The organism is Ensifer meliloti, assembly GCF_030064585.1.
In the GTDB taxonomy this organism is placed as follows: domain Bacteria; phylum Pseudomonadota; class Alphaproteobacteria; order Rhizobiales; family Rhizobiaceae; genus Sinorhizobium; species Sinorhizobium meliloti.
The window spans coordinates 2390001-2409150 of sequence record NZ_CP120365.1; the positions used below are offsets into that span (position 1 = coordinate 2390001).

Sequence of the window (19150 nt, forward strand, 5' to 3'; positions counted from 1 at the left end):
GCCAATCAAACTCGGAAATAGCTGGTTCTCCGCGAAAACTATTTAGGTAGTGCGTCGACCGAATACCCTCGGGGGTAGAGCACTGGATGGGCTATGGGGACTCACCGTCTTACTGATCCTAACCAAACTCCGAATACCGAGGAGTACTAGTCGGCAGACACACGGCGGGTGCTAACGTCCGTCGTGAAAAGGGCAACAACCCTGACCTCCAGCTAAGGTCCCCAAGTCATGGCTAAGTGGGAAAGGATGTGAGGATCCCAAAACAACCAGGATGTTGGCTTAGAAGCAGCCATCATTTAAAGAAAGCGTAACAGCTCACTGGTCTAAATAAGGGTCTTTGCGCCGAAAATGTAACGGGGCTGAAGCCATGCACCGAAGCTGAGGCTTACGATCTTCCTCGGAAGACGTAGGGGTAGCGGAGCGTTCCGTAAGCCAGTGAAGGGATACCCGTGAGGGGTCCTGGAGGTATCGGAAGTGCGAATGTTGACATGAGTAACGATAAAGAGGGTGAGAGACCCTCTCGCCGAAAGACCAAGGGTTCCTGCTTAAAGTTAATCTGAGCAGGGTTAGCCGGCCCCTAAGACGAGGCGGACACGCGTAGTCGATGGGAACCACGTTAATATTCGTGGGCCTGGTGGTAGTGACGGATTGCTCAACTTGTCCGGACTTATTGGATTGTCCGGGCGGGGACGCGGTTCCAGGAAATAGCTCCACCGTATAGACCGTACCCGAAACCGACACAGGTGGTCAGGTAGAGTATACCAAGGCGCTTGAGAGAACTATGTTGAAGGAACTCGGCAAATTGCACGCGTAACTTCGGAAGAAGCGTGACCCTTTTCTACGCAAGTAGGATGGGGTGGCACAGACCAGGGGGTAGCGACTGTTTATCAAAAACACAGGGCTCTGCGAAGTCGCAAGACGACGTATAGGGTCTGACGCCTGCCCGGTGCTGGAAGGTTAAGAGGAGGGGTGCAAGCTCTGAATCGAAGCCCCAGTAAACGGCGGCCGTAACTATAACGGTCCTAAGGTAGCGAAATTCCTTGTCGGGTAAGTTCCGACCTGCACGAATGGCGTAACGACTTCCCCGCTGTCTCCAACATAGACTCAGTGAAATTGAATTCCCCGTGAAGATGCGGGGTTCCTGCGGTCAGACGGAAAGACCCCGTGCACCTTTACTATAGCTTTACACTGGCATTCGTGTCGGCATGTGTAGGATAGGTGGTAGGCTTTGAAGCGGGGACGCCAGTTCTCGTGGAGCCATCCTTGAAATACCACCCTTATCGTCATGGATGTCTAACCGCGGTCCGTCATCCGGATCCGGGACAGTGTATGGTGGGTAGTTTGACTGGGGCGGTCGCCTCCGAAAGAGTAACGGAGGCGCGCGATGGTGGGCTCAGAGCGGTCGGAAATCGCTCGTCGAGTGCAATGGCATAAGCCCGCCTGACTGCGAGACTGACAAGTCGAGCAGAGACGAAAGTCGGTCATAGTGATCCGGTGGTCCCGCGTGGAAGGGCCATCGCTCAACGGATAAAAGGTACGCCGGGGATAACAGGCTGATGACCCCCAAGAGTCCATATCGACGGGGTTGTTTGGCACCTCGATGTCGGCTCATCGCATCCTGGGGCTGGAGCAGGTCCCAAGGGTTTGGCTGTTCGCCAATTAAAGCGGTACGTGAGCTGGGTTCAGAACGTCGTGAGACAGTTCGGTCCCTATCTGCCGTGGGTGTAGGAATATTGACAGGATCTGTCCCTAGTACGAGAGGACCGGGATGGACATATCTCTGGTGGACCTGTTGTCCTGCCAAGGGCATAGCAGGGTAGCTATATATGGAAGGGATAACCGCTGAAGGCATCTAAGCGGGAAACCCACCTGAAAACGAGTATTCCCTTGAGAACCGTGGAAGACGACCACGTTGATAGGCCGGGTGTGGAAGTGCGGCAACGCATGAAGCTTACCGGTACTAATCGTTCGATTGGCTTGATCGTTCCCATTGCTTATGCTCATCGAAGATGAGCATCGCAACTTTCTTTGTCCTCACGCGCGTAGCGCTGCGGACGGTGCGCGCCACAAGGCGCGACGCGCTCTGCGCTTGCGGCCTCACGGCCGGGGCGACAGACAGAAGACGTGTTCAAAACGAAGCAATCGCTTCACCAGCTTCTCAAAATCGGTTCGAGCCTGCAGCGCAGGCTCAATCTTGCGCTTTGCCGACCTGGTGGTTCTGGCGGGGTGGCTGCACCCGTTCCCATTCCGAACACGGCCGTGAAACGCCCCAGCGCCGATGGTACTTCGTCTTAAGACGCGGGAGAGTAGGTCGCTGCCAGGTCTGCAAAACGCAGGATAAACAAAACCGAACATCATCTCTCATAAGCCGGACAAACTCGGCGAGATTTTGCTTCGCAAAACTCGGACAAGATTTTGCTTCGCAAAACTCGGATAACGCGGGGTGGAGCAGCCCGGTAGCTCGTCAGGCTCATAACCTGAAGGCCGCAGGTTCAAATCCTGCCCCCGCAACCAAACACACACACATATACACGCCAAAAGGCCCGCAGCAGCGGGCCTTTTGGCGTTTGAGGGCCTCCCAGCGCCAGAGCGGGTGGACCACGAACAGTGCTGCCTGCAGCGGAATAATATGGCGCCGCTACTCAATGCGTCCGTACCGCAGCGCGCGCGGACTGCAATTTTCCATCTATTTGCCCGGTTGAGAGCCCGGAAGGTTATGGTTAGGTTCGGGGGCATGGGGATGCTCAGGGACATCGGCGGACTGTCGGCATTGACAGCGCGCCTTCTTGCACGGTTCTGGCCGCAGCTTCTGCTCGCCGCAACGCTGGGATATATCGCGCGTGTCCTGCTCCTCGAGGCGGCGGTCGGGGTCGGCCTGAAAGTTCCCCTTGGCGGAATGGTAACGCTGTCGCTTGTAGTCCTCGTCAAGCTGCTGGTCGTTATTGCGATGTTCGCGATCCTGCGTCCGGGCCTGTCGGCCCTCGCGGCCTTACGCGGCGCGGCGCCAGGTACTGGCGTGACGAAGACGGAACGGCTGTCGAATCGCCTTCTGGTGATTACCTCCGCAGCCATCTTGCCGTTCTTCGCCTATTACGCCGCGTGGGGTTTCCTTGGCGACACGGTGCGCGAGTATTCGCGTCTCGCCCTGGATCGGGTGGCACTGGGAGAACGGTTACAGATTTTCGAGCTCCTGCGCTCGCGCAGCCTGGTCGCGGCGATCCTCGCCTGCTGGCTCGTGCGATGGCTTGCCAAGCGCGCCAACGGGCGCCTGCAGTCGCCGTGGCTGCGTTTCGTGATCGTGGCGGCGGACGCGAGCTGGATCTTCATCGGACTCTATGCGCTGGATAGATGGAAGGACGACTTCATAGGCTGGATCGGCGCGGGCGCGTTTCTCGATATGGTGAAAGCCGGCATCGTCGGATTCTCCATGGAAGCACACGCGGCAGCGGCCGGCACTGCGGTGGAGTTCCAGGAGCCTGGGCTCGCCGCGCAGGCGCAGGAGCTGTTCTTCTACGCCCTTCTGCCGCTTGTCTGGCTTGTCATGGCTGCCATCGTCTATGGTTACGACCTTTCGGCGAAACCCGTCGCCGCTCCCCCGCCGCCTGCTCGCGCCACCACGCTGCGCAAATGGCTGGCCGATTTCGCCGCCCACTTCCTCGGAGGCTACCGGACCCGCTACCGCCCGGTCTGGGCCTGCCTGCGCACGGTGCTCGGCGCCGGTCTCGGGACGTTGCTCGCCTTCGTCGTGCTTTACCGCGCCACCGGCTGGCTCCCCGCCTGGGCGTGGTACGGCGCAACCCGTCATCTCGGGCCGTACGATCTCGAAACCTGGCAGCGGATAGGCGACGTCCTGGCCGTTGTCATCGGCAGTCCGACCGAACTCGACGGCGGAATCCTTTTCGCTCCGGTGCGGATCGCCCTGCTGGCCGCCATGCTGGAATACGCAGTGTCCCGATCCGGCGAACCCGGCGGCGCGCAGGCTTATGGTAACCGCGCTATTTCAAGAGAATCGGCGGCGAGCCAGTCAGGGCAAGTGACAGGGTGAACCCGTCCGCCTGCTGCGGCACGAGAAAGAGTTCAACCACGCGAAGCGGCGCATCGCCGGCCTCGCCGATCGTCAGCGTCGTGCATTGCGGCCTGTCGGCAACCTCGGGAGCGGCCTCGCGTAAAAGTCGGCCGGGCAGCGGCAGCGGGTCCCAGCGGCGGCCAGCGCCATCCGTCAGCGAGAGCGCGCAGGGCAAGGCCTGCTGCAAGACATCCGCTGCCTCAACCGAGAAATCGATTTCCGCCAGCATGAGGCTGGTATCCGGCAAGGTTCCCGGCAGGCGGCGCAGCGATATGAGCCGCCAGCTGCCGCCAGCGCCTTGCCCGCTTCCGTTGCGCTCGACGGTCACGGGTGATTCCATGCGCCGTTGCAACCAGGCGGCGAATTCGCCACGGGACCCGACGAGGACCGCGAGCGGCACGGCGGCGAGCAGCGATACGAGGCTGATCCAGTAGCTCTTTCTCTCCCGTGACGAAGCCCGTGCGCTCATTGATGAAACTCCAGCGACCAGGGCATGATGCGGCCGCCGCGTGCTAGGGTGAGGGACTCGTACCTGTTTTCCGGCGGCACGCTGTCCATGGCTATCTCCACCTGCTCGGACAGGGGAGTTACCGCGGTCTCGGCGACCAGCAGTGTACCGCCCTCGATCTGGTCTTCGGGAAGCTCGAACACCAGCAGCACCGGGCGCGGAATGCCGGGCTCCAGCCGCTCGGAACCCAACAGGCCGAGCGTACTGCCGATGCGCGTGCTCATGGCGAAGCGCAGACCGGAAGGGCCGCGCCACGCAGCCGAGGTCAGCGACACCGATCGGTCCTGCGCCTTCGCCGCCGCTTCGACGACGAGCCATTTTCCGGAGGTGGTGTAGGTGCGCGGCTCGCCGAAATGCGAAGCGACCAGTTGGCGGGCGAGATGCACCTTGGCGACCCCGAAGACGAAGCGTTCGGTCTGCGCCGGCTTTCCCTGCGCGGCGGGCACCGCCACGGGCGACAGGATTTCGCTGTAGGATGGCGTCGAGTGCTGCATGCCGTAGAGCGCCGCCGCCGCCAGGAGCAGGGCGACGATATTTGCGAAGGCCGTCATTGCCTTGCCCTCGCCGCTTCCTGCGTGACAGTCAGGGACACTATCGCCACGGGATCACGGTCGAACCAGTTGGAGGCGCCATAGAGATTGTCGCGTTTCTTGTAGACCTGGCTCCCGATCAGCAGTTTCAACTCACGCGGCGGCATTTCCCCCGCCGGCCATTCCCATACGGCAGTCAACCTCTCCGGCATGCCGGGGTGCAGGCTGGGGCCGAACGCCTTGTCCCGCGTCAGATAGAAGGTGGGGGAGGCAAGTTTCGCCTCCAGGCCGGCAAAGGTGAGCAGTTTCGCCGGCAGGTAGGCGGTCGACGCCGAGCGGTTGCCGGCCTCGAAATCGACAAGCAGGAAAGTTTGCGGCTCGGGCGGCCTCCTGCCGGAAGGTGGGGAATCGCTCACGCGGGCTCCGGCGATCGTCACATGCCATCGCCCGGTATCGACCGTTTCGCCCGGCACGGCGGCGCGCAGGGGTTCGGGATTGGCGGCGCGATAGATCGCCGCTCCGTAGGAGATCGCACTGGCCGCCAGACTGCCGATACTGGCGGCGGCCAGCGCAATGAGCCGCTGCCGGTAGCTCCGTCGTTGCTCGTCCATGGCGACACCCGATTCGCAGCCGTTCACAAATCGACCCAAGTCCGCGGAGAACCTAAAGCAATTTTCGTCAAGGCGCCACGTTCTCGCAATTCGATGGCCGCAGCGCCATATCGGAATTCAAGACGCGCTCAGCAACGATCGGTGGTCGACTCGGTCACCACGACATCCATCCGGATGTCATGCGCCTGAGGATAAATGGTCCTTATCCTCGACTGTGCGAAACCAACGCCCAGCACGCGGCGCGTCGCCGCCATTGTCGCCAGTGTCCGGTCGTAATAGCCCCCGCCATAACCGAGCCGGTAGCACGACGGATCAAAACCCACCACCGGGGCGACGACTATATCGGGGGTGCATGAAACGAGCCTGGCCGGGACGGGTATGTTCCAGATCCCGCGGATGAGTTTGTCGCCCGGTCGCCAGATGCGAAACTCCAGAGGCCTCCCTTTTTCGACCACCACCGGAAGCGCACATTGGCCGCCGTCATCGGCTATTTGCCGCATCAGCGGTCTGAGATCGGGCTCACCGCGAAAAGGCCAGTAGACGCTGACCACACGGCCGCGCACATGTCCGATTTCGGCAAGTAGGCGGCTGACGATCTCAGCTTCGCAAGCGGCCCGAAGGTCGGGAGATATGGCCAGGCGTTGGGCGATGAGGCGAGCACGTTCGCTTGTCCGCCACCGCCTGACATCGGCACAGATCGACCGGTCGGAAGACAGGCCCGCATAGGCCGGGTCGAGTTCGTGCATCAAGCAGGGTGGCGACGCAAAGGTCGGCGGAGTATCTTCGTCGATGTCCATTCCCGTTTACCTCCTCGATCGATCTTCGCTCAACAGGCGCCCAATCCAAGTTCAAGCCCCTCCATAAGATCGTCAATATGTTCGAGCCCGATCGAAAGTCTGAGCAGTTCGTCGCGAATACCCGCGCGCTCTCTGGCTTCAGGACCCATGTCGAGATGGGTCATGGTGGCCGGATGAGCCACGAGACTTTCGACCCCTCCGAGCGACTCGGCCAGCGTGAAGCAGCGAATATGTGCCAGGAATCGCCGAACGGCTGGAACGCCCCCTTCGAGTTCGAAGCTCATCATGGCGCCGAAGCCGCGCTGCTGCCGTCTTGCGACTTCGTGGTCTGCGTGATCCGGAAGTCCCGCATAGTGGACGTGGCGGACCGCAGGGTGGGCGTCGAGATACTCTGCGATCGTCATGGCACTGCGTTCTTGGCTGGACATTCGCGCAAACAACGTTCTCAGCCCGCGCAAAGTCAACCAGGCATCGAAAGGTGCCGCGACTGCCCCGGTAACGTTGGCCCAGCGCTTGAGATCATGCGCCTCCTGCGGCTCGGCAGCGATCACCGCACCGGCGATGACGTCCGAATGTCCGTTCAGGAATTTGGTCGCCGAGTGAATGGCGTAATCGGCTCCGAGAGAAAGGGGTTGCTGGACAGCGGGGGACAGAAACGTGTTGTCGACGGCTACGGCGGAGCCTGCCGCCTTGGCGAGCGTGGACAATCGGGCAATGTCGGTGACGCGCATCAGAGGATTGCTGGGGCTCTCGATGAGGACGAGGGCCGGAGCGTCCGACAATGCGGCCTCGAATCCGCCGAAATCCCTCTGGTCGGTAAGCCGGAATGTGAGGTGCCCCAGATCGGCACGCGCCTTCAGCAGTCGCAATGTGCCGCCATAGCAATCATGCGGTGCCAGCACGAGATCGTTTCGTCTCAAGCGCCCTAGCAGGAGGTCGAGCGCGGCCATGCCGCTCGGCGTGACAACCGCGTCGGCACCTCCCTCGAGCTTCGCAAGTGCTTGCGCCAGCAAGTCACGGGTCGGATTTCCAGAGCGGCCGTAGTCGTAGGCGCGCGGCGTGTCGAAACCGGCGAACTCGTAGGTGCTTGACAAGTATAGCGGCGGCACCACGGAGCCGAATGCCGGGTCGGTCGCGACCCCGTGGGCTGCGGCCGTGGTTTCGGCTCTGTCAGATCTGGATTTTCGCTCGAGCATCGGCAGTAGGTCCCTTGATGGCATCAAATCAGCGTGGCTGGTCGGGATCAGCCGAGGCATGCGGACCAGGATGGCAAGCGTGAAATCTGCTGACAACGAATTGAATTGCTGGTTAACCGCAAATATTCTGCACTTATTTTATGAGGCGTGCCGCCGGCAGGCAGGGCCGACGCGGCGACGCCATTTGCGCGGGGCGAAGATGGACATCAGCATTGCGCGTACGTTCCTCGAGGTGGTCAAGACGGGAAGCTTCGTGAATGCCGCTGCCAATCTGAACATCTCCCAGACGGCAGTGAGTGCGCGAATTCGCGTACTCGAGGAACAACTCGATCGGCCGATGTTCGTTCGGAACAAGGCCGGTGCCAGGCTGACCCCCGCCGGAGAGCAGTTTTTCCGTTTTGCAACGAGCCTAGTGCAAGTATGGGAGGCGGCGCGAACCACGGTCGCTTTGCCCCCGGGACGCGAGGCCATGGTGACGATCGGTGCTGAGCTCAGCCTGTGGAATCCGCTGTTGAAGCATTGGCTTTTGTGGATGCGCCGCGAATGCGCCAGCGTGGCCATTCGAACGACGATAGACAGATCGGAGCGGCTGATGGAACTCGTGCAGGACGGTTCACTTGACGCGGCGGTCCTTTATGGAGCGCCAAATCGTCCAGGCACGCTTACGGAGCTGCTTTTCGAAGAAAGCTCGTTCTCGTTCGCACGACGGCTTTGTCGCAGCCGCCCGGACCGGAAGACCTCGTTGGCATCGATTGGGGAGAGGATTTTGCCGGCAGCTATAGGGCGGCCTTTCCGGGCGGCCGGAATCCGGTGGTAGCGATCAGTTATGGGCCGCTTGCTCTCGATTACATTCTGGAAGTCGGCGGATCCGGATATTTTCGGCAGGGCTTCGTTCGGCCCTATCTTGTGGACGGCCGCCTCGAGCTCGTTCCCAACAGTCCGGAATTTGCCTACCCCGCTTATCTCGTTTCTTCCGCAAAGGCGGATCGGTCTATGCTGGATCGCATTCGGGCAGGATTGAGGGCCGCCGCATTCAGTGCCGGCGTCTGAAGGGGGCGGAGAACTCGCGTTGCATCAAGTCACCTTCACCGATAGTTGCGGGCGAACAGCCGAAAGGATATCGCGATGAAACCAATCAATATTTCCGAGAAGCTGGCTCTGTTTTCGAGCCATTGGGACCCGCACGTCGTGTCCGATTACAACGACAACGATGTCATGGTCGTCAAATTTAAAGGGGAATACCCATTTCACAAGCATGAGACCACGGACGATTTCTTCTACGTCCTCGAGGGCGAAATGATCATGGATATCGAAGGAAAACCCTCTCAGGTGGTCAAAGCTGGCGAGCTGTTTGTGGTTCCGAAAGGCGTTGTACACCGTCCCCGAGCAGAGACAGAGGTCAAGGTTCTTCTCATAGAGCCAAAGGGGGAACCCAATTCGGGTGACTCGGACCGGGAACCCGCGCCGAAACCACGCATCTAACGCGCCCGGATGACCTGGTTCTGCATATAATATTCTTTGGCCGGGGCTTCAGATGCCCTGCCCGTTGCCCTGCATTATTTCGGACAGACCATTATGCGAGAGACTTTTGGCCAAAGTCGCGAGCAGGTCGGTCTGGGATATGATGCCCACGACCTTGCCGTCGTCGTCAAGAATGACGACGGCGTGTGTCGCCCCGTCCGTGAGGCGGGGAAGCAGGCCGATCGCCGGGTCGGATGGCCTGGCGGTAGCCGCCGCGCTTATCGGCAATTTGCTGCCGGGCTCTTTGCCGGCGAGCTCCCGCAGGCCCACCGTACCCTGAAGCTTCTCGTTTTCGTCAAGCACGGGAAGTGTACGAATGTCGTGCTTCAACAACAGGTATCGAGCATGGTCAGGGGTTGTGTCGCCGGGCACGGTTACGACGTCGCGGGACATGATGTCGGCACAGGTCAACTCTCCCCTCTGCCGGATGAGGGCCTGCAGTTCGACTTCCCTCAAGAGGGCATCGATGTCTTCGCGGCTGACATCGAGTGTTTCATTCAACCGCGCTATTGCAGAGTCTATGTCCTCGGAATTGAAGCCGACACGAAGCGCAGGTGGAGGATCCGCCGTCGCATGTGTATTCACCGGCGCAATTCCGGGTCGATGAGGATATTGGCGGCGGGCCAGCCGATGAAACACCATGCCCAATCCGACGAGGATCAAGGAGTTGATCGCAACGGGTATGAACGGGAACCAGAAACCCGAGCGTGCGACCGCGGCTCCACCGATTACGGCGGTCAGCGCGGCGGCGCCTCCTGGCGGGTGAAGCGATCGCGTCAGCGACATCGCAAGAATCGCCAGAGCGACTGCGAGGCCGATGGCAAGCATCTGGTCCGCCACGACATAGGTCACGGAGACGCCGATCAGGGCGGAAATCGTGTTCCCGCCGATGATCGACCAAGGCTGCGCAAGCGGACTGGCCGGCACGGCGAAGAGCAAAACCGCGGAGGCACCAATGGGCGCAACGATCAGCGGCAGCTGGGGGTCGTCCCCGAAAACGAACCCGCAGACCAGGCCGGTGACACAAATCCCGATCAACGCCCCGATACAGCCGATCAAGCGCTCTTTGAGCGTTGCACCCGCCAGAATTGGCGAGAACAGCTTGAATCTCGGCAAACGGCCGGACTTTCGATCGTGTGGCGGAGGGGGGACAATCATTTGCGGGCGTCGGATGCAGTTGCTTATTTTTCGAAGCTTATGTGCCTATAAAAAGGGCGAGGCAATAGCACGGACGGATTTCTGTGTGGTTCCCGCGACATTTCGGAAATAGGCCGGTGTGAGCGGGCGCGATGACGCGGATCGAGGAGAAGTGCCTCGGCGTAGCGATCGCCGTGGCACCGCGTCCTAATCGTTCGTTGCTGTAGCCCATTCCTGCCGGGGCTGGAAGTTGGCACGAAAACTGCTTCCGTAACACGACCACAGTCGGGTACGGGTGCAACTTGGATTTCTTCGCCTTCTCCTCCTCGGTGCTGATTTGGCTCGCTTTAGGCTTGAGCGGCCCCGCATTTCTCGCGGCTTTTCGCGCTGACCCCGATAACTGGCAATCCGCCGCCGAGACGACTGTCGGAGCCGCGGTTTTCGTCGGAGCGTTGGGTCTGTACCTCTCTGCCGGAAGCGTTCTTGCTGCAGCGGTCGCCTCTCTCGCGGCCCTTGCAATCGCCCCTCTGTTTCGCGTGAAGAGGCAGCGGTTGCCGATGCTGGCCGTTTCGATTCTCTGCCTGGGCATCTATCTGTAAAGCATTCCGGCCCAAGGTCGTTGCGACGTTTAGCGATGATCGGGAAGTCGTATTTGGATAATTGCGACGACGCCTGCAGCGACCCCACGGCTGTCAGCCGGATATCAGCTTCGAGAGCCGTTCGGACACCTTCAGGCCGGATGCTCTGTGAGCTGCAATCACGCTGTTGGCCATCAACATGGCGATGGTCATCGGTCCGACGCCGCCCGGAACCGGCGTAATAGCCGATGCGAATGGTGCGCACTCCGCGAAAGCCACGTCGCCGACCAGCCTCGTCCTGTTCTCCCCCTTCTCAGGTGCGGGAACACGGTTGATCCCGACATCGATGACGGTGGCGCCCGTCTTCAACCAGTTCGCCTTGACCATTTCGGGCCGGCCGACGGCGGCGATCACGATATCGGCGTTGCGGCAGATCGAGGCCAGATCGTTGGTGCGGGAATGGGCGATCGTCACCGTCGCATTGGCATTCAGCAGCAGCTGCGCCATCGGTTTGCCGAAGAGATTGGAACGACCGATGACCAGCGCATTCAGGCCGGAAAGGTCGCGGCCGTGCACGCGGCGCACAAAGACCATCGCGCCTGCCGGGGTGCAGGAGGTCAGGCCGCTCTCCAGGTCGCCGGTTGCGAGCTTTCCGGCATTGGCAACATGCAGGCCGTCGACGTCCTTTTCGGGCCGGATCGACTGAATGATGGCATCTGCGTCCAGGTGCTCCGGCAAAGGCAGCTGCACGAGAATTCCATGGATGCCGTCATCAGCGTTCAGTTGATGCACCAGGCCCGCAAGCTCCTGCTGTGTCGTTTCCTTCGGCAGCGTGTGCTGGACCGAAAAGAAGCCGCACTTCTTGGCCATGCGGCTTTTTGCGCCGACATAGGCATGACTTGCGGGATCGTCGCCGACGATAATGACGGCAAGTCCGGTTTTCCTGCCTGTCTGCTCCTGCAGCTCGGCATTTGCGTCTTTTATCGCGCCGTTGATGGAAGCCGCTACGGCCTTGCCGTCGATGATCGTCGTCATGTTCGCTCTCCGACAGTGGGGTTCAGCCGAATTCCAGGCCCATTCGGGCAAGATCGTCCCAGAGACTTTCGGCAAAGCCGCGCAGCACGATGATCTCGAAGGTTTCCGGTCCGACGCGGGTGACATGGGCTGCGATATGGGCGACCAGTGTCACCGCGGATTGACCGATCGGGAATGCGGACGGGTCTAGGTCGAGCGCTGTGCCTTTCGAAAGCGCGCGATGCGCCATCTTTCCCTCGATTCGGATGCGCACGCGGCCGTGGCTCTGATCGACACCGGTGGCGCGCGGTTCGAGGGCGGCAAAGAGGCTCTTCATTTCCTGATGCGGGATAGGTGCGTCGCTGATGATGAACCACTGGTCGGGCGAAACCGGGCGCAAAGCGTGCGGAGCCGCATCGGTGAACCTGCCGAGAAAGGGCACGATGTCCTCATGACCCGGCCGGGCGAGAACATGGATGATCGTGCCTTCCGGCAGGGGCGAGAGCCTGAAATCGGCGGAAGCGACCGCCTGCCGGCTGCCGAGCGCCGGGCGAAGGGTTGGACGGAATTCAGACATGGAGCCTCTCGTTCTGAGGGTCGAAGAAAACCGGATTGCAGAGACGCGCAGGCGTGGATTCCCCGTGAAGGCCACTCCAGACCAGCACCTCTTCGCCGTGTCGGTTGCGGCCGTTCCTCACCAGTGCCAGCGCGATGGTGGATCCGACATGCGGCGAATAGGCGCTCGAGGTGACATAGCCCTCGTCGTTTTCGAGCGTGGCTGCCGCCCCCTTGGCGAGAATGTGTGAGCCGCTGCGGAACGACTGTTGCGGATCGAGCGGCACGACGCCCACCAGCTGCGGCCGGTCGGGCGCGGTCAGCCCCTCCCGCTGAAGCATCGCCTTGCCGACGAAATCCGGGTTGCCGGCCGAAACCATTTTCCCGAAGCCCAGATCGGCCGGCACGACGGTGCCGTTGATCTCGTTGTGCGTCACATGGCCCTTCTCGATGCGCAGAACGCTGAGCGTCTCGACGCCGTAAGGCATGATGCCGTGATCCTTCCCCGCCTCCAGGAGGGCATCGCCGATGCTCTCGCCATAGCCGGCCGGAACCGCAAGTTCGTAGGCGAGTTCGCCGGAGAAGGAAATCCGAAAGAGGCAGCCGTGAAGGGCGCCGCCGAACAGCGAAACCTCCTTCGCTGCAAGAAACGGGAACGCCGCGTCGGATATATCCTCATCGACGATCTTCTGCAGGATCATGCGTGATTTCGGACCGGCAATCGCCATCTGGGCCCAATGGTCGGTGATGGAGGCGAGACGCACGTCCAATTCCGGCCAGAGCACCTGCGCACAGAATTCGAGGTGGTTCATGACGCCGGCCGCATAGGCGGTGGTCGTCGTCATGAAAAAGCGGTTCTCCTCGAGGCGGCTCGTCGTGCCGTCGTCGTAGATGAAGCCGTCCTCGCGCAGCATAAGCCCGTAACGCGCCTTTCCGACGGGTAGTTTGAGGAAGGCGTTGCAGTATACGCGATTGAGGAATTCGGCGGCGTCGCTTCCTGCTATCTCGATCTTGCCGAGCATCGAGACGTCGCAGAGTCCGGCATTCTTCCGTACGTTCAGCACCTCTCGCTCGACGCTCTCCCGCCACGTCCGTTCACCGCTCAGCGGAAACCAGGAGGATCGATACCAGAGACCCGTCTCAACGAAGACGGCACCGTGTTTCTTTGCCCAATCATGGAGCGGCGACTTGCGGACCGGCTGGAAATGATGGCCCGCATGTGCGCCGGTCAGCGCACCGAAGGATACCGGCGTGTAGAAAGGGCGGAAGGTCGTCGTCCCGACCTCGGCGGGCGAGACGCCGCGTGCCTTGGCGATCAACCCGATCGCATTGACGTTCGAAAGCTTGCCCTGGTCCGTCGCCATGCCGCTGGTGGTGTAGCGCTTGGCAAGCTCGACATGGCTGTAGCCTTCGCGGACGGCCAGGCCGATATCCTTGAGATGCACGTCGTTCTGGAAATCGACGAAGGCTTTGTCCTTGATCCCGGGGATCGACCAGAGCGGGGCAGGGGAATGTATCCCTTCGTCGCTCTCGACCTTCACAACGGCGACCGGGGGGCAGGGCAGACCGAGCTCCCTGACGATGGCTTCAGCGCGGGCGGCGCCTTCGCCGAGGCAGGCAGCGAGGCCCGTCGTCGCTGCTGCACCGCCGGCAACCTCGAGCCCCTTCAAGCTCCCGGGCGCGAGGAATGCCGCCTTTTCCGCAGACCAGACGGGCTTGCCGCCCCGGTGGCAGGCAAGATGAATGATCGGGTCGAAGCCGCCCGCCATGGCGAGCGCATCGACCGCGATCGGTTCGGTCCGACCGCCGTGATGGACTTCGATCGCCGAGATCGCCTTGCCGCCCTTGGTGCCGCAAACCACCGCTTCCCGGACAAGGCGTGCTTTTCCGCGATAGTCGACGCCGGCCGCAGGGCGGCTGTCGACGATGGCGACGACGTCGACGCCAGCGGCCTCGAGCTCCTGCGCGAGCGTATAGCCGCTGTCATTGGTGGTGAAGATGGCGGTCGCCCGGCCCGGGGCGACGCCGTAGCGGTTGAGATAGGCGCGCATCGCGCCTGCCATCATCACGCCCGGGCGATCGTTGCCGCCGAAGACGAGCGGGCGCTCTTCGGCGCCGGTCGCAAGCAGGGCCTTTCCGGCAACGATCCGCCACAGCCTCTCGATCGGCAGATGGCTGGCGGGCTCGCGCACATGCTTCTGCACGCGCTCGACCGCGCCGAAGACGTTGCCGTCGTACCAGCCGAAGGCGGTCGTCCGCACCAGGACCCGGACATTCGGCATCGACCGCAGTTCGTCGCTCGTGTCGCGGGCGAAATCAGCCGCCGCCTTGCCGTCGATCGTCGCCGTATCGGACAGGAGCGAGCCGCCAGGCAGCGAGCCCTCGTCGACGAGAATGACCCGTGCGCCGGCGCGGCCGGCAGTAAGTGCCGCGGCTAGCCCCGTCGGGCCGGCGCCGATGACCAGCAGGTCGCAATGCGCCCAGCTCTTCTCATAGGCGTCGGGATCCGCTTCGTAGCTTGCCTTGCCGAGTCCCGCGGCCTTGCGGATGACCGGTTCGTAGAGCTTCTCCCAGAGCGGCGCCGGCCACATGAACGTCTTGTAGTAGAAGCCGGCGCCGAGGAAGGGTGACAGGAGACCGTTCAGCGCACCGATATCGAAGTCGAGCGAGGGCCAGCGGTTCTGGCTCCGCGCCTCGAGACCCTCGTAGAGCTCCTGCATGGTGGCGCGCGTGTTCGGCTCGGCGCGGCCGCCGCGGCCCACGGTGACCAGCGCGTTCGGTTCGGCGGCCCCCGCCGTCAGGATCCCGCGGGGCCGATGATATTTGAAGCTGCGGCCGACGAGCATCCGACCGTTCGCAAGCAGTGCCGAGGCGAGCGTGTCGCCTTCCAGGCCCTGCATGGGGCGGCCGTCGAAGGTAAAGGAGAGCGGGGCGTTGCGGTCGACAAGACCGCGTTTCGGCAGACGGTAGGAGCTCATTTGCGCGCCTCCGATCGAGCGCGGCCGGCCGCATCGCAGCACGCTGCAATCTCATGCGTCACGGTGTCCCGGGCAACGACGAGCCAGCGGCGGCACCCGGACGTGTGGTGCCAGTATTCCTCGTAGGCGCCGCGCGGGTTGTCGCGTAGGTAGACGTAGTCGAACCAATCGGTCGAATCCGCGTCGGCCGCCGGTCGCGACAGGGCCGCGCCCTTGATCGTGAATTCTTCCTTGGGTCTTCGCCCGCAATTCGGGCAGGGCACGAGGCTTGCCATTTGGGATGTTCCTTGGTCCGCGAAATCAGTGAAGGTTGGGCTGAGCGCCCTGTCCCTTTTCGTCGATGAGGAAGCCGCGCTCGAAACGGTCGAGGCGAAAAGCTGCGGCGGTCTTCTGCGGCGCGCCCCGGGCGAGAAGATGGGCGAAGCAGAATCCTGAGGCGGGGGTGGCCTTGAACCCTCCATAGCACCAGCCGGCATTCAGATAGAGATTGTCTATCGGCGTGCGGTCGATGATCGGCGAGCCGTCCATGCTCATGTCCATGATACCGCCCCAGGAACGCAGCACGCGCACCCGCGACAATGCCGGGATCATCGCCTTGCCGGCTTCCGCCACGTGTTCCACGGTCGCGAGGTTGCCGCGCTGGGCGTAGGAGTTGTAGCCGTCGATATCGCCACCGAAGACCAGGCCGCCCTTGTCCGATTGCGAAACGTAGAAGTGCCCGGCTCCGAACGTGACCACGCCGTCGATGAACGGCTTCAGGCCCTCCGACACGAAAGCCTGAAGCACGTGGCTCTCGATCGGCAGGCGCAGTCCGGCCATTTCGGCCACTTGCGAGGAATTGCCGGCCGCCGCCAGCGCCAGCTTTGCACAGCCGATGAAGCCGCGGCTGGTCTCGACGCCGATGACGCGCCCGTTTTCCCGCCTGATCCCGGTCACTTCGCAATTCTGGATGATGTCGACCCCGCGGCTGTCTGCGCCGCGTGCATAGCCCCAGGCGACGGCATCGTGCCGCACGGTGCCGCCGCGGCGCTGCAAGAGCCCGCCCTGAATGGGGAAGCGGGCATTGTCGAAATCGAGGAAGGGCAGCATCTTGCGCACGGCCGCCCGATAAAGGAGTTCCGCGTCCACCCCGTGCAGCCGCATCGCATTGCCGCGCCGCGTGTAGGCGTCGCGCTGAGCGTCGGAATGGAAGAGGTTGAGAACGCCGCGCTGCGAGACCATGGCGTTGAAGTTGAAGTCCTGCTCCAGCCCCTCCCAGAGCTTCATGGAGAGCTCGTAGAACGGGTTGTTGCCGGGGAGCAGGTAGTTCGAGCGGATAATCGTCGTGTTGCGGCCGACATTGCCCGAGCCGATATAGTTCTTTTCCAGCACCGCGACATTGGTGATGCCGAATTCCTTTGCGAGATAGTATGCCGTCGCCAGGCCATGGCCACCGCCGCCGACGATGATCACGTCGTAATGGGGCTTCGGATCGGGCTGGCGCCATGCCGGGGCCCAGTTCCGGTTGCCGCGCAGGCCGTTCAGGAGGATGGAAAGTGCAGAGTAGCGCATGGATGCCGCCCCATAAGTGATCCGAGGGGGCAAGTTAGCATCCGAAACCTCCGGAGAGTTGCAATTTTAGGACCTCCCGATGTAGGAATCGGTCATGGCAGCATCTTCCGACAGCAGGAACGTACAGAGGATCGGCTTTTTGCTGGTGCGCAATTTTGCGCTGATGAGCTACGCATCGGCGACGGAGCCCCTGCGTGCGGCCAATCTCCTTGCCGGCCGGCCGCTCTACCAGATCGTCCCGCTTGCGCCGGGAGGAGGGACCGTCGCTTCATCTTCCGGGCTGTCGGTCGGCTGTGCGGATCTGGAGAGTGAAGGAGAGAGCTGCCATACCGTCTTCGTCTGCGCGGGCGGAGAGCCAACCGACTGGGCGGATACGTCTGCGTCCCACACGACGCTCCGGCGGCTCTCGCGCCTCGGCATTCGCATCGGCGGCATATCGAGCGGGGCTTTCGTGCTTGCCGCAGCGGGCCTGCTCGACAACCGCGACTTCACCATTCATTGGGAACACGCGCCTGCGCTGAAGGAAGCATTTCCCCATCTCAACCCGAGACACGCCCGCTTCGTGCTCGATGGCGGAATTGCCACCTGTGGCGGCGGGGTGGCGCCGCTCGACATGATGCATGCGATGATCGCCGAACGCCTGGGGACCGACTTCGCTCGCCGGGTCAGCGACTGGTATCTGCACGCGGCCGTCGCCGAGCCGGCAGCGCCGCAGCGCGGTTCGGCCGCAGAGCGGTTCGGTACCAACCATCCCGCCCTGCTCGCGGTTCTCGAGAAAATGGAAACTGCGATCGAACGGCCGCTCGACCGGACCGCCATGGCGCGCCTGGCCGGGGTTAGCCCGCGGCATCTCGATCGGCTTTTCCGGGAGCATCGCGGGACCGGCTTTCTCGACACCTACCGGGATATCCGGCTCCGCCACGCCCGCCGGCTCCTGCAGCAGAGTCCGCTCTCCATCCCGGAGATCGCCTACGCCACCGGCTTTTCGAGCCCCGCGCATTTTTCGAATGCGTTCAAACGCCTGTTTTCGCAGACACCGGGAAGCCTGCGCCGCCGCAGCGGCTCATGAGCGGAGGCATCTGAAATTGCCTACTAAGAAAAAAATATTCTCCACAGTTGATGGTCCCGCGGCTGCGTGCTAGCATCGTTCCATGCACGAATGGAGGGACTACGCGAATGTGCGGCATTGTTGGTTTGTTTCTGAAAGACAGCAGGCTCGAGCCGCAGCTTGGCCAGCTTCTTTCGGACATGTTGATCACCATGACGGACCGTGGTCCGGACTCGGCCGGGCTGGCCATTTACGGCTCGGCTACCGAGGGGAAGGCGAAGGTGACGATCCAGTCTGCGAAGCCCGAGATCGACTTCGCAGACCTTGAACGGGACCTCGCTGAAGCAGGCGTGCCGGCACGCGTTGCCGTCAAGAGCACTCATGCGGTCGTTGCGATCGCAGCTGCCAGGCTCGCGGATGTCCGTGCCGTTCTCGCCGCCATCCGTCCGGATGTACGCATCATGGGTGCCGGCGACAGCGTCGAGATCTACAAGGAAGTCGGCCTGCCGAAGGATGTCGTCGCACGGTTCGATGTACGCTCGATGGGCGGTTCGCATGGCATCGGCCATACCCGCATGGCTACGGAATCGGCCGTGACCACACTTGGCGCGCACCCGTTTTCCACCGGGTCGGATCAGTGCCTCGTGCATAACGGATCGTTGTCGAACCACAACAATCTGCGCCGGGAACTGATCCGTGAAGGCATTGCCTTCGAGACGCAGAACGACACCGAGGTTGCTGCCGCGTACCTGACGGCGGAAATGGCCAAGGGCAAGGATCTCGGACAGGCCTTGACCGGCGCGCTCGACGACCTCGACGGCTTCTTTACCTTCGTCGTCGGCACCAAGTCGGGCTTCGGCGTCGTGCGCGACCCGATCGCGTGCAAGCCGGCGGTCATGGCCGAAACGGATCGCTATGTCGCATTCGGTTCCGAATACCGGGCGCTGGTCAACCTGCCGGATATCGAGAGCGCGCGCATCTGGGAGCCGGAGCCCGCGACCGTATACTTCTGGGATCATCAGAAGGCCGCCTGACGGGTGATTTCGGCCCCTTTCCAAGG

General features: G+C 62.2%; 16 protein-coding genes, 1 tRNA gene, 2 rRNA genes and 1 pseudogene (1 of these 20 running past the window's edge). 9 read left to right on the plus strand and 11 right to left on the minus strand.

The features are described from left to right. The 4 genes from PZL22_RS18395 to PZL22_RS18410 form a co-directional block, all read left to right on the plus strand. Positions 1–1985: ribosomal RNA gene (locus PZL22_RS18395) — 23S ribosomal RNA — on the plus strand; it begins 821 nt to the left of the window's first position. Positions 1986–2208: 223 nt separating this feature from the next. Beyond that, a 5S ribosomal RNA gene (gene rrf / locus PZL22_RS18400) occupies positions 2209–2323 on the plus strand. 114 nt (positions 2324–2437) lie between these two features. Beyond that, positions 2438–2514, plus strand: a tRNA-Met gene (locus PZL22_RS18405). A 220-nt stretch (positions 2515–2734) separates the two neighbouring features. Continuing rightward, complete coding sequence (locus tag PZL22_RS18410; protein ID WP_003536300.1) at positions 2735–4045, plus strand: hypothetical protein; 1311 nt, start codon at positions 2735–2737, stop codon at positions 4043–4045. Here the strand turns inward: PZL22_RS18410 and PZL22_RS18415 are convergent. The 5 genes from PZL22_RS18415 to metB all read right to left on the minus strand — a co-directional run bounded on the left by PZL22_RS18415 (position 3996) and on the right by metB (position 7708). Further along, on the minus strand, positions 3996–4535 hold the full coding sequence (locus PZL22_RS18415) for a hypothetical protein (RefSeq protein ID WP_003536302.1): 540 nt from the start codon (positions 4533–4535) through the stop codon (positions 3996–3998). The two genes, PZL22_RS18410 and PZL22_RS18415, sit on opposite strands and share 50 nt — an antisense overlap. Then, positions 4532–5125, minus strand: a complete 594-nt coding sequence (locus tag PZL22_RS18420; protein ID WP_003536304.1) for a hypothetical protein — start codon at positions 5123–5125, stop codon at positions 4532–4534. Before PZL22_RS18420 ends, PZL22_RS18415 begins: the two co-directional genes overlap by 4 nt. Next, positions 5122–5754 carry a hypothetical protein gene (locus tag PZL22_RS18425; protein WP_127517033.1) on the minus strand — a complete coding sequence of 211 codons (633 nt, stop codon included), beginning with the start codon at positions 5752–5754 and terminating at the stop codon, positions 5122–5124. Before PZL22_RS18425 ends, PZL22_RS18420 begins: the two co-directional genes overlap by 4 nt. 89 nt (positions 5755–5843) lie before the next feature. Continuing rightward, positions 5844–6512, minus strand: a complete 669-nt coding sequence (locus PZL22_RS18430; RefSeq protein ID WP_003536308.1) for a 5-formyltetrahydrofolate cyclo-ligase — start codon at positions 6510–6512, stop codon at positions 5844–5846. A gap of 29 nt (positions 6513–6541) precedes the next feature. After that, on the minus strand, positions 6542–7708 hold the full coding sequence (metB, locus tag PZL22_RS18435) for a cystathionine gamma-synthase (protein WP_003536310.1): 1167 nt from the start codon (positions 7706–7708) through the stop codon (positions 6542–6544). A gap of 199 nt (positions 7709–7907) precedes the next feature. Between metB and PZL22_RS18440 the strand changes: the two are divergent. Then, positions 7908–8758: pseudogene (locus PZL22_RS18440) on the plus strand (LysR family transcriptional regulator). A 75-nt stretch (positions 8759–8833) separates the two neighbouring features. Next, positions 8834–9190: a cupin domain-containing protein gene (locus PZL22_RS18445; RefSeq protein ID WP_003536314.1), complete on the plus strand. Its 357-nt coding sequence runs from the start codon at positions 8834–8836 to the stop codon at positions 9188–9190. Between the two features lie 48 nt (positions 9191–9238). Here PZL22_RS18445 and PZL22_RS18450 read toward each other — a convergent pair whose 3' ends face one another. Further along, complete coding sequence (locus PZL22_RS18450; protein WP_028011623.1) at positions 9239–10387, minus strand: CBS domain-containing protein; 1149 nt, start codon at positions 10385–10387, stop codon at positions 9239–9241. Between the two features lie 281 nt (positions 10388–10668). On the opposite strand from PZL22_RS18450, the gene PZL22_RS18455 reads away from it, so the two are divergent. Continuing rightward, positions 10669–10965: a hypothetical protein gene (locus PZL22_RS18455; RefSeq protein ID WP_003536318.1), complete on the plus strand. Its 297-nt coding sequence runs from the start codon at positions 10669–10671 to the stop codon at positions 10963–10965. A gap of 93 nt (positions 10966–11058) precedes the next feature. Here PZL22_RS18455 and folD read toward each other — a convergent pair whose 3' ends face one another. The 5 genes from folD to PZL22_RS18480 are packed head-to-tail and all read right to left on the minus strand — an operon-like array spanning position 11059 to position 17042. Next, complete coding sequence (gene folD, locus PZL22_RS18460) at positions 11059–11979, minus strand: bifunctional methylenetetrahydrofolate dehydrogenase/methenyltetrahydrofolate cyclohydrolase FolD (protein WP_003536320.1); 921 nt, start codon at positions 11977–11979, stop codon at positions 11059–11061. A 22-nt stretch (positions 11980–12001) separates the two neighbouring features. After that, entirely contained in the window at positions 12002–12535 is a 534-nt protein-coding gene (locus PZL22_RS18465) for a sarcosine oxidase subunit gamma family protein (protein ID WP_003536322.1), read from the minus strand. Beyond that, on the minus strand, positions 12528–15491 hold the full coding sequence (locus PZL22_RS18470; protein ID WP_003536324.1) for a sarcosine oxidase subunit alpha: 2964 nt from the start codon (positions 15489–15491) through the stop codon (positions 12528–12530). The genes PZL22_RS18465 and PZL22_RS18470 overlap by 8 nt, the downstream gene beginning before the upstream one ends. After that, the gene (locus tag PZL22_RS18475) at positions 15488–15766 is read right to left on the minus strand and encodes a sarcosine oxidase subunit delta (RefSeq protein WP_003536325.1); all 279 of its coding nucleotides are present in this window, start codon (positions 15764–15766) and stop codon (positions 15488–15490) included. The genes PZL22_RS18470 and PZL22_RS18475 overlap by 4 nt, the downstream gene beginning before the upstream one ends. Positions 15767–15791: 25 nt before the next feature. Continuing rightward, positions 15792–17042, minus strand: coding sequence for a sarcosine oxidase subunit beta (locus PZL22_RS18480; RefSeq protein WP_003536326.1), 1251 nt, complete (start codon positions 17040–17042; stop codon positions 15792–15794). A 94-nt stretch (positions 17043–17136) separates the two neighbouring features. Here PZL22_RS18480 and PZL22_RS18485 point away from each other — a divergent pair, with 94 nt between their 5' ends. Both PZL22_RS18485 and PZL22_RS18490 read left to right on the plus strand, forming a co-directional pair. After that, positions 17137–18111 (plus strand): GlxA family transcriptional regulator, encoded by a 975-nt coding sequence (locus PZL22_RS18485; RefSeq protein ID WP_284718528.1) that lies wholly within the window; start codon positions 17137–17139, stop codon positions 18109–18111. Positions 18112–18218: 107 nt separating this feature from the next. Then, entirely contained in the window at positions 18219–19124 is a 906-nt protein-coding gene (locus tag PZL22_RS18490; protein WP_003536328.1) for a class II glutamine amidotransferase, read from the plus strand. Positions 19125–19150 lie beyond the last annotated feature (26 nt).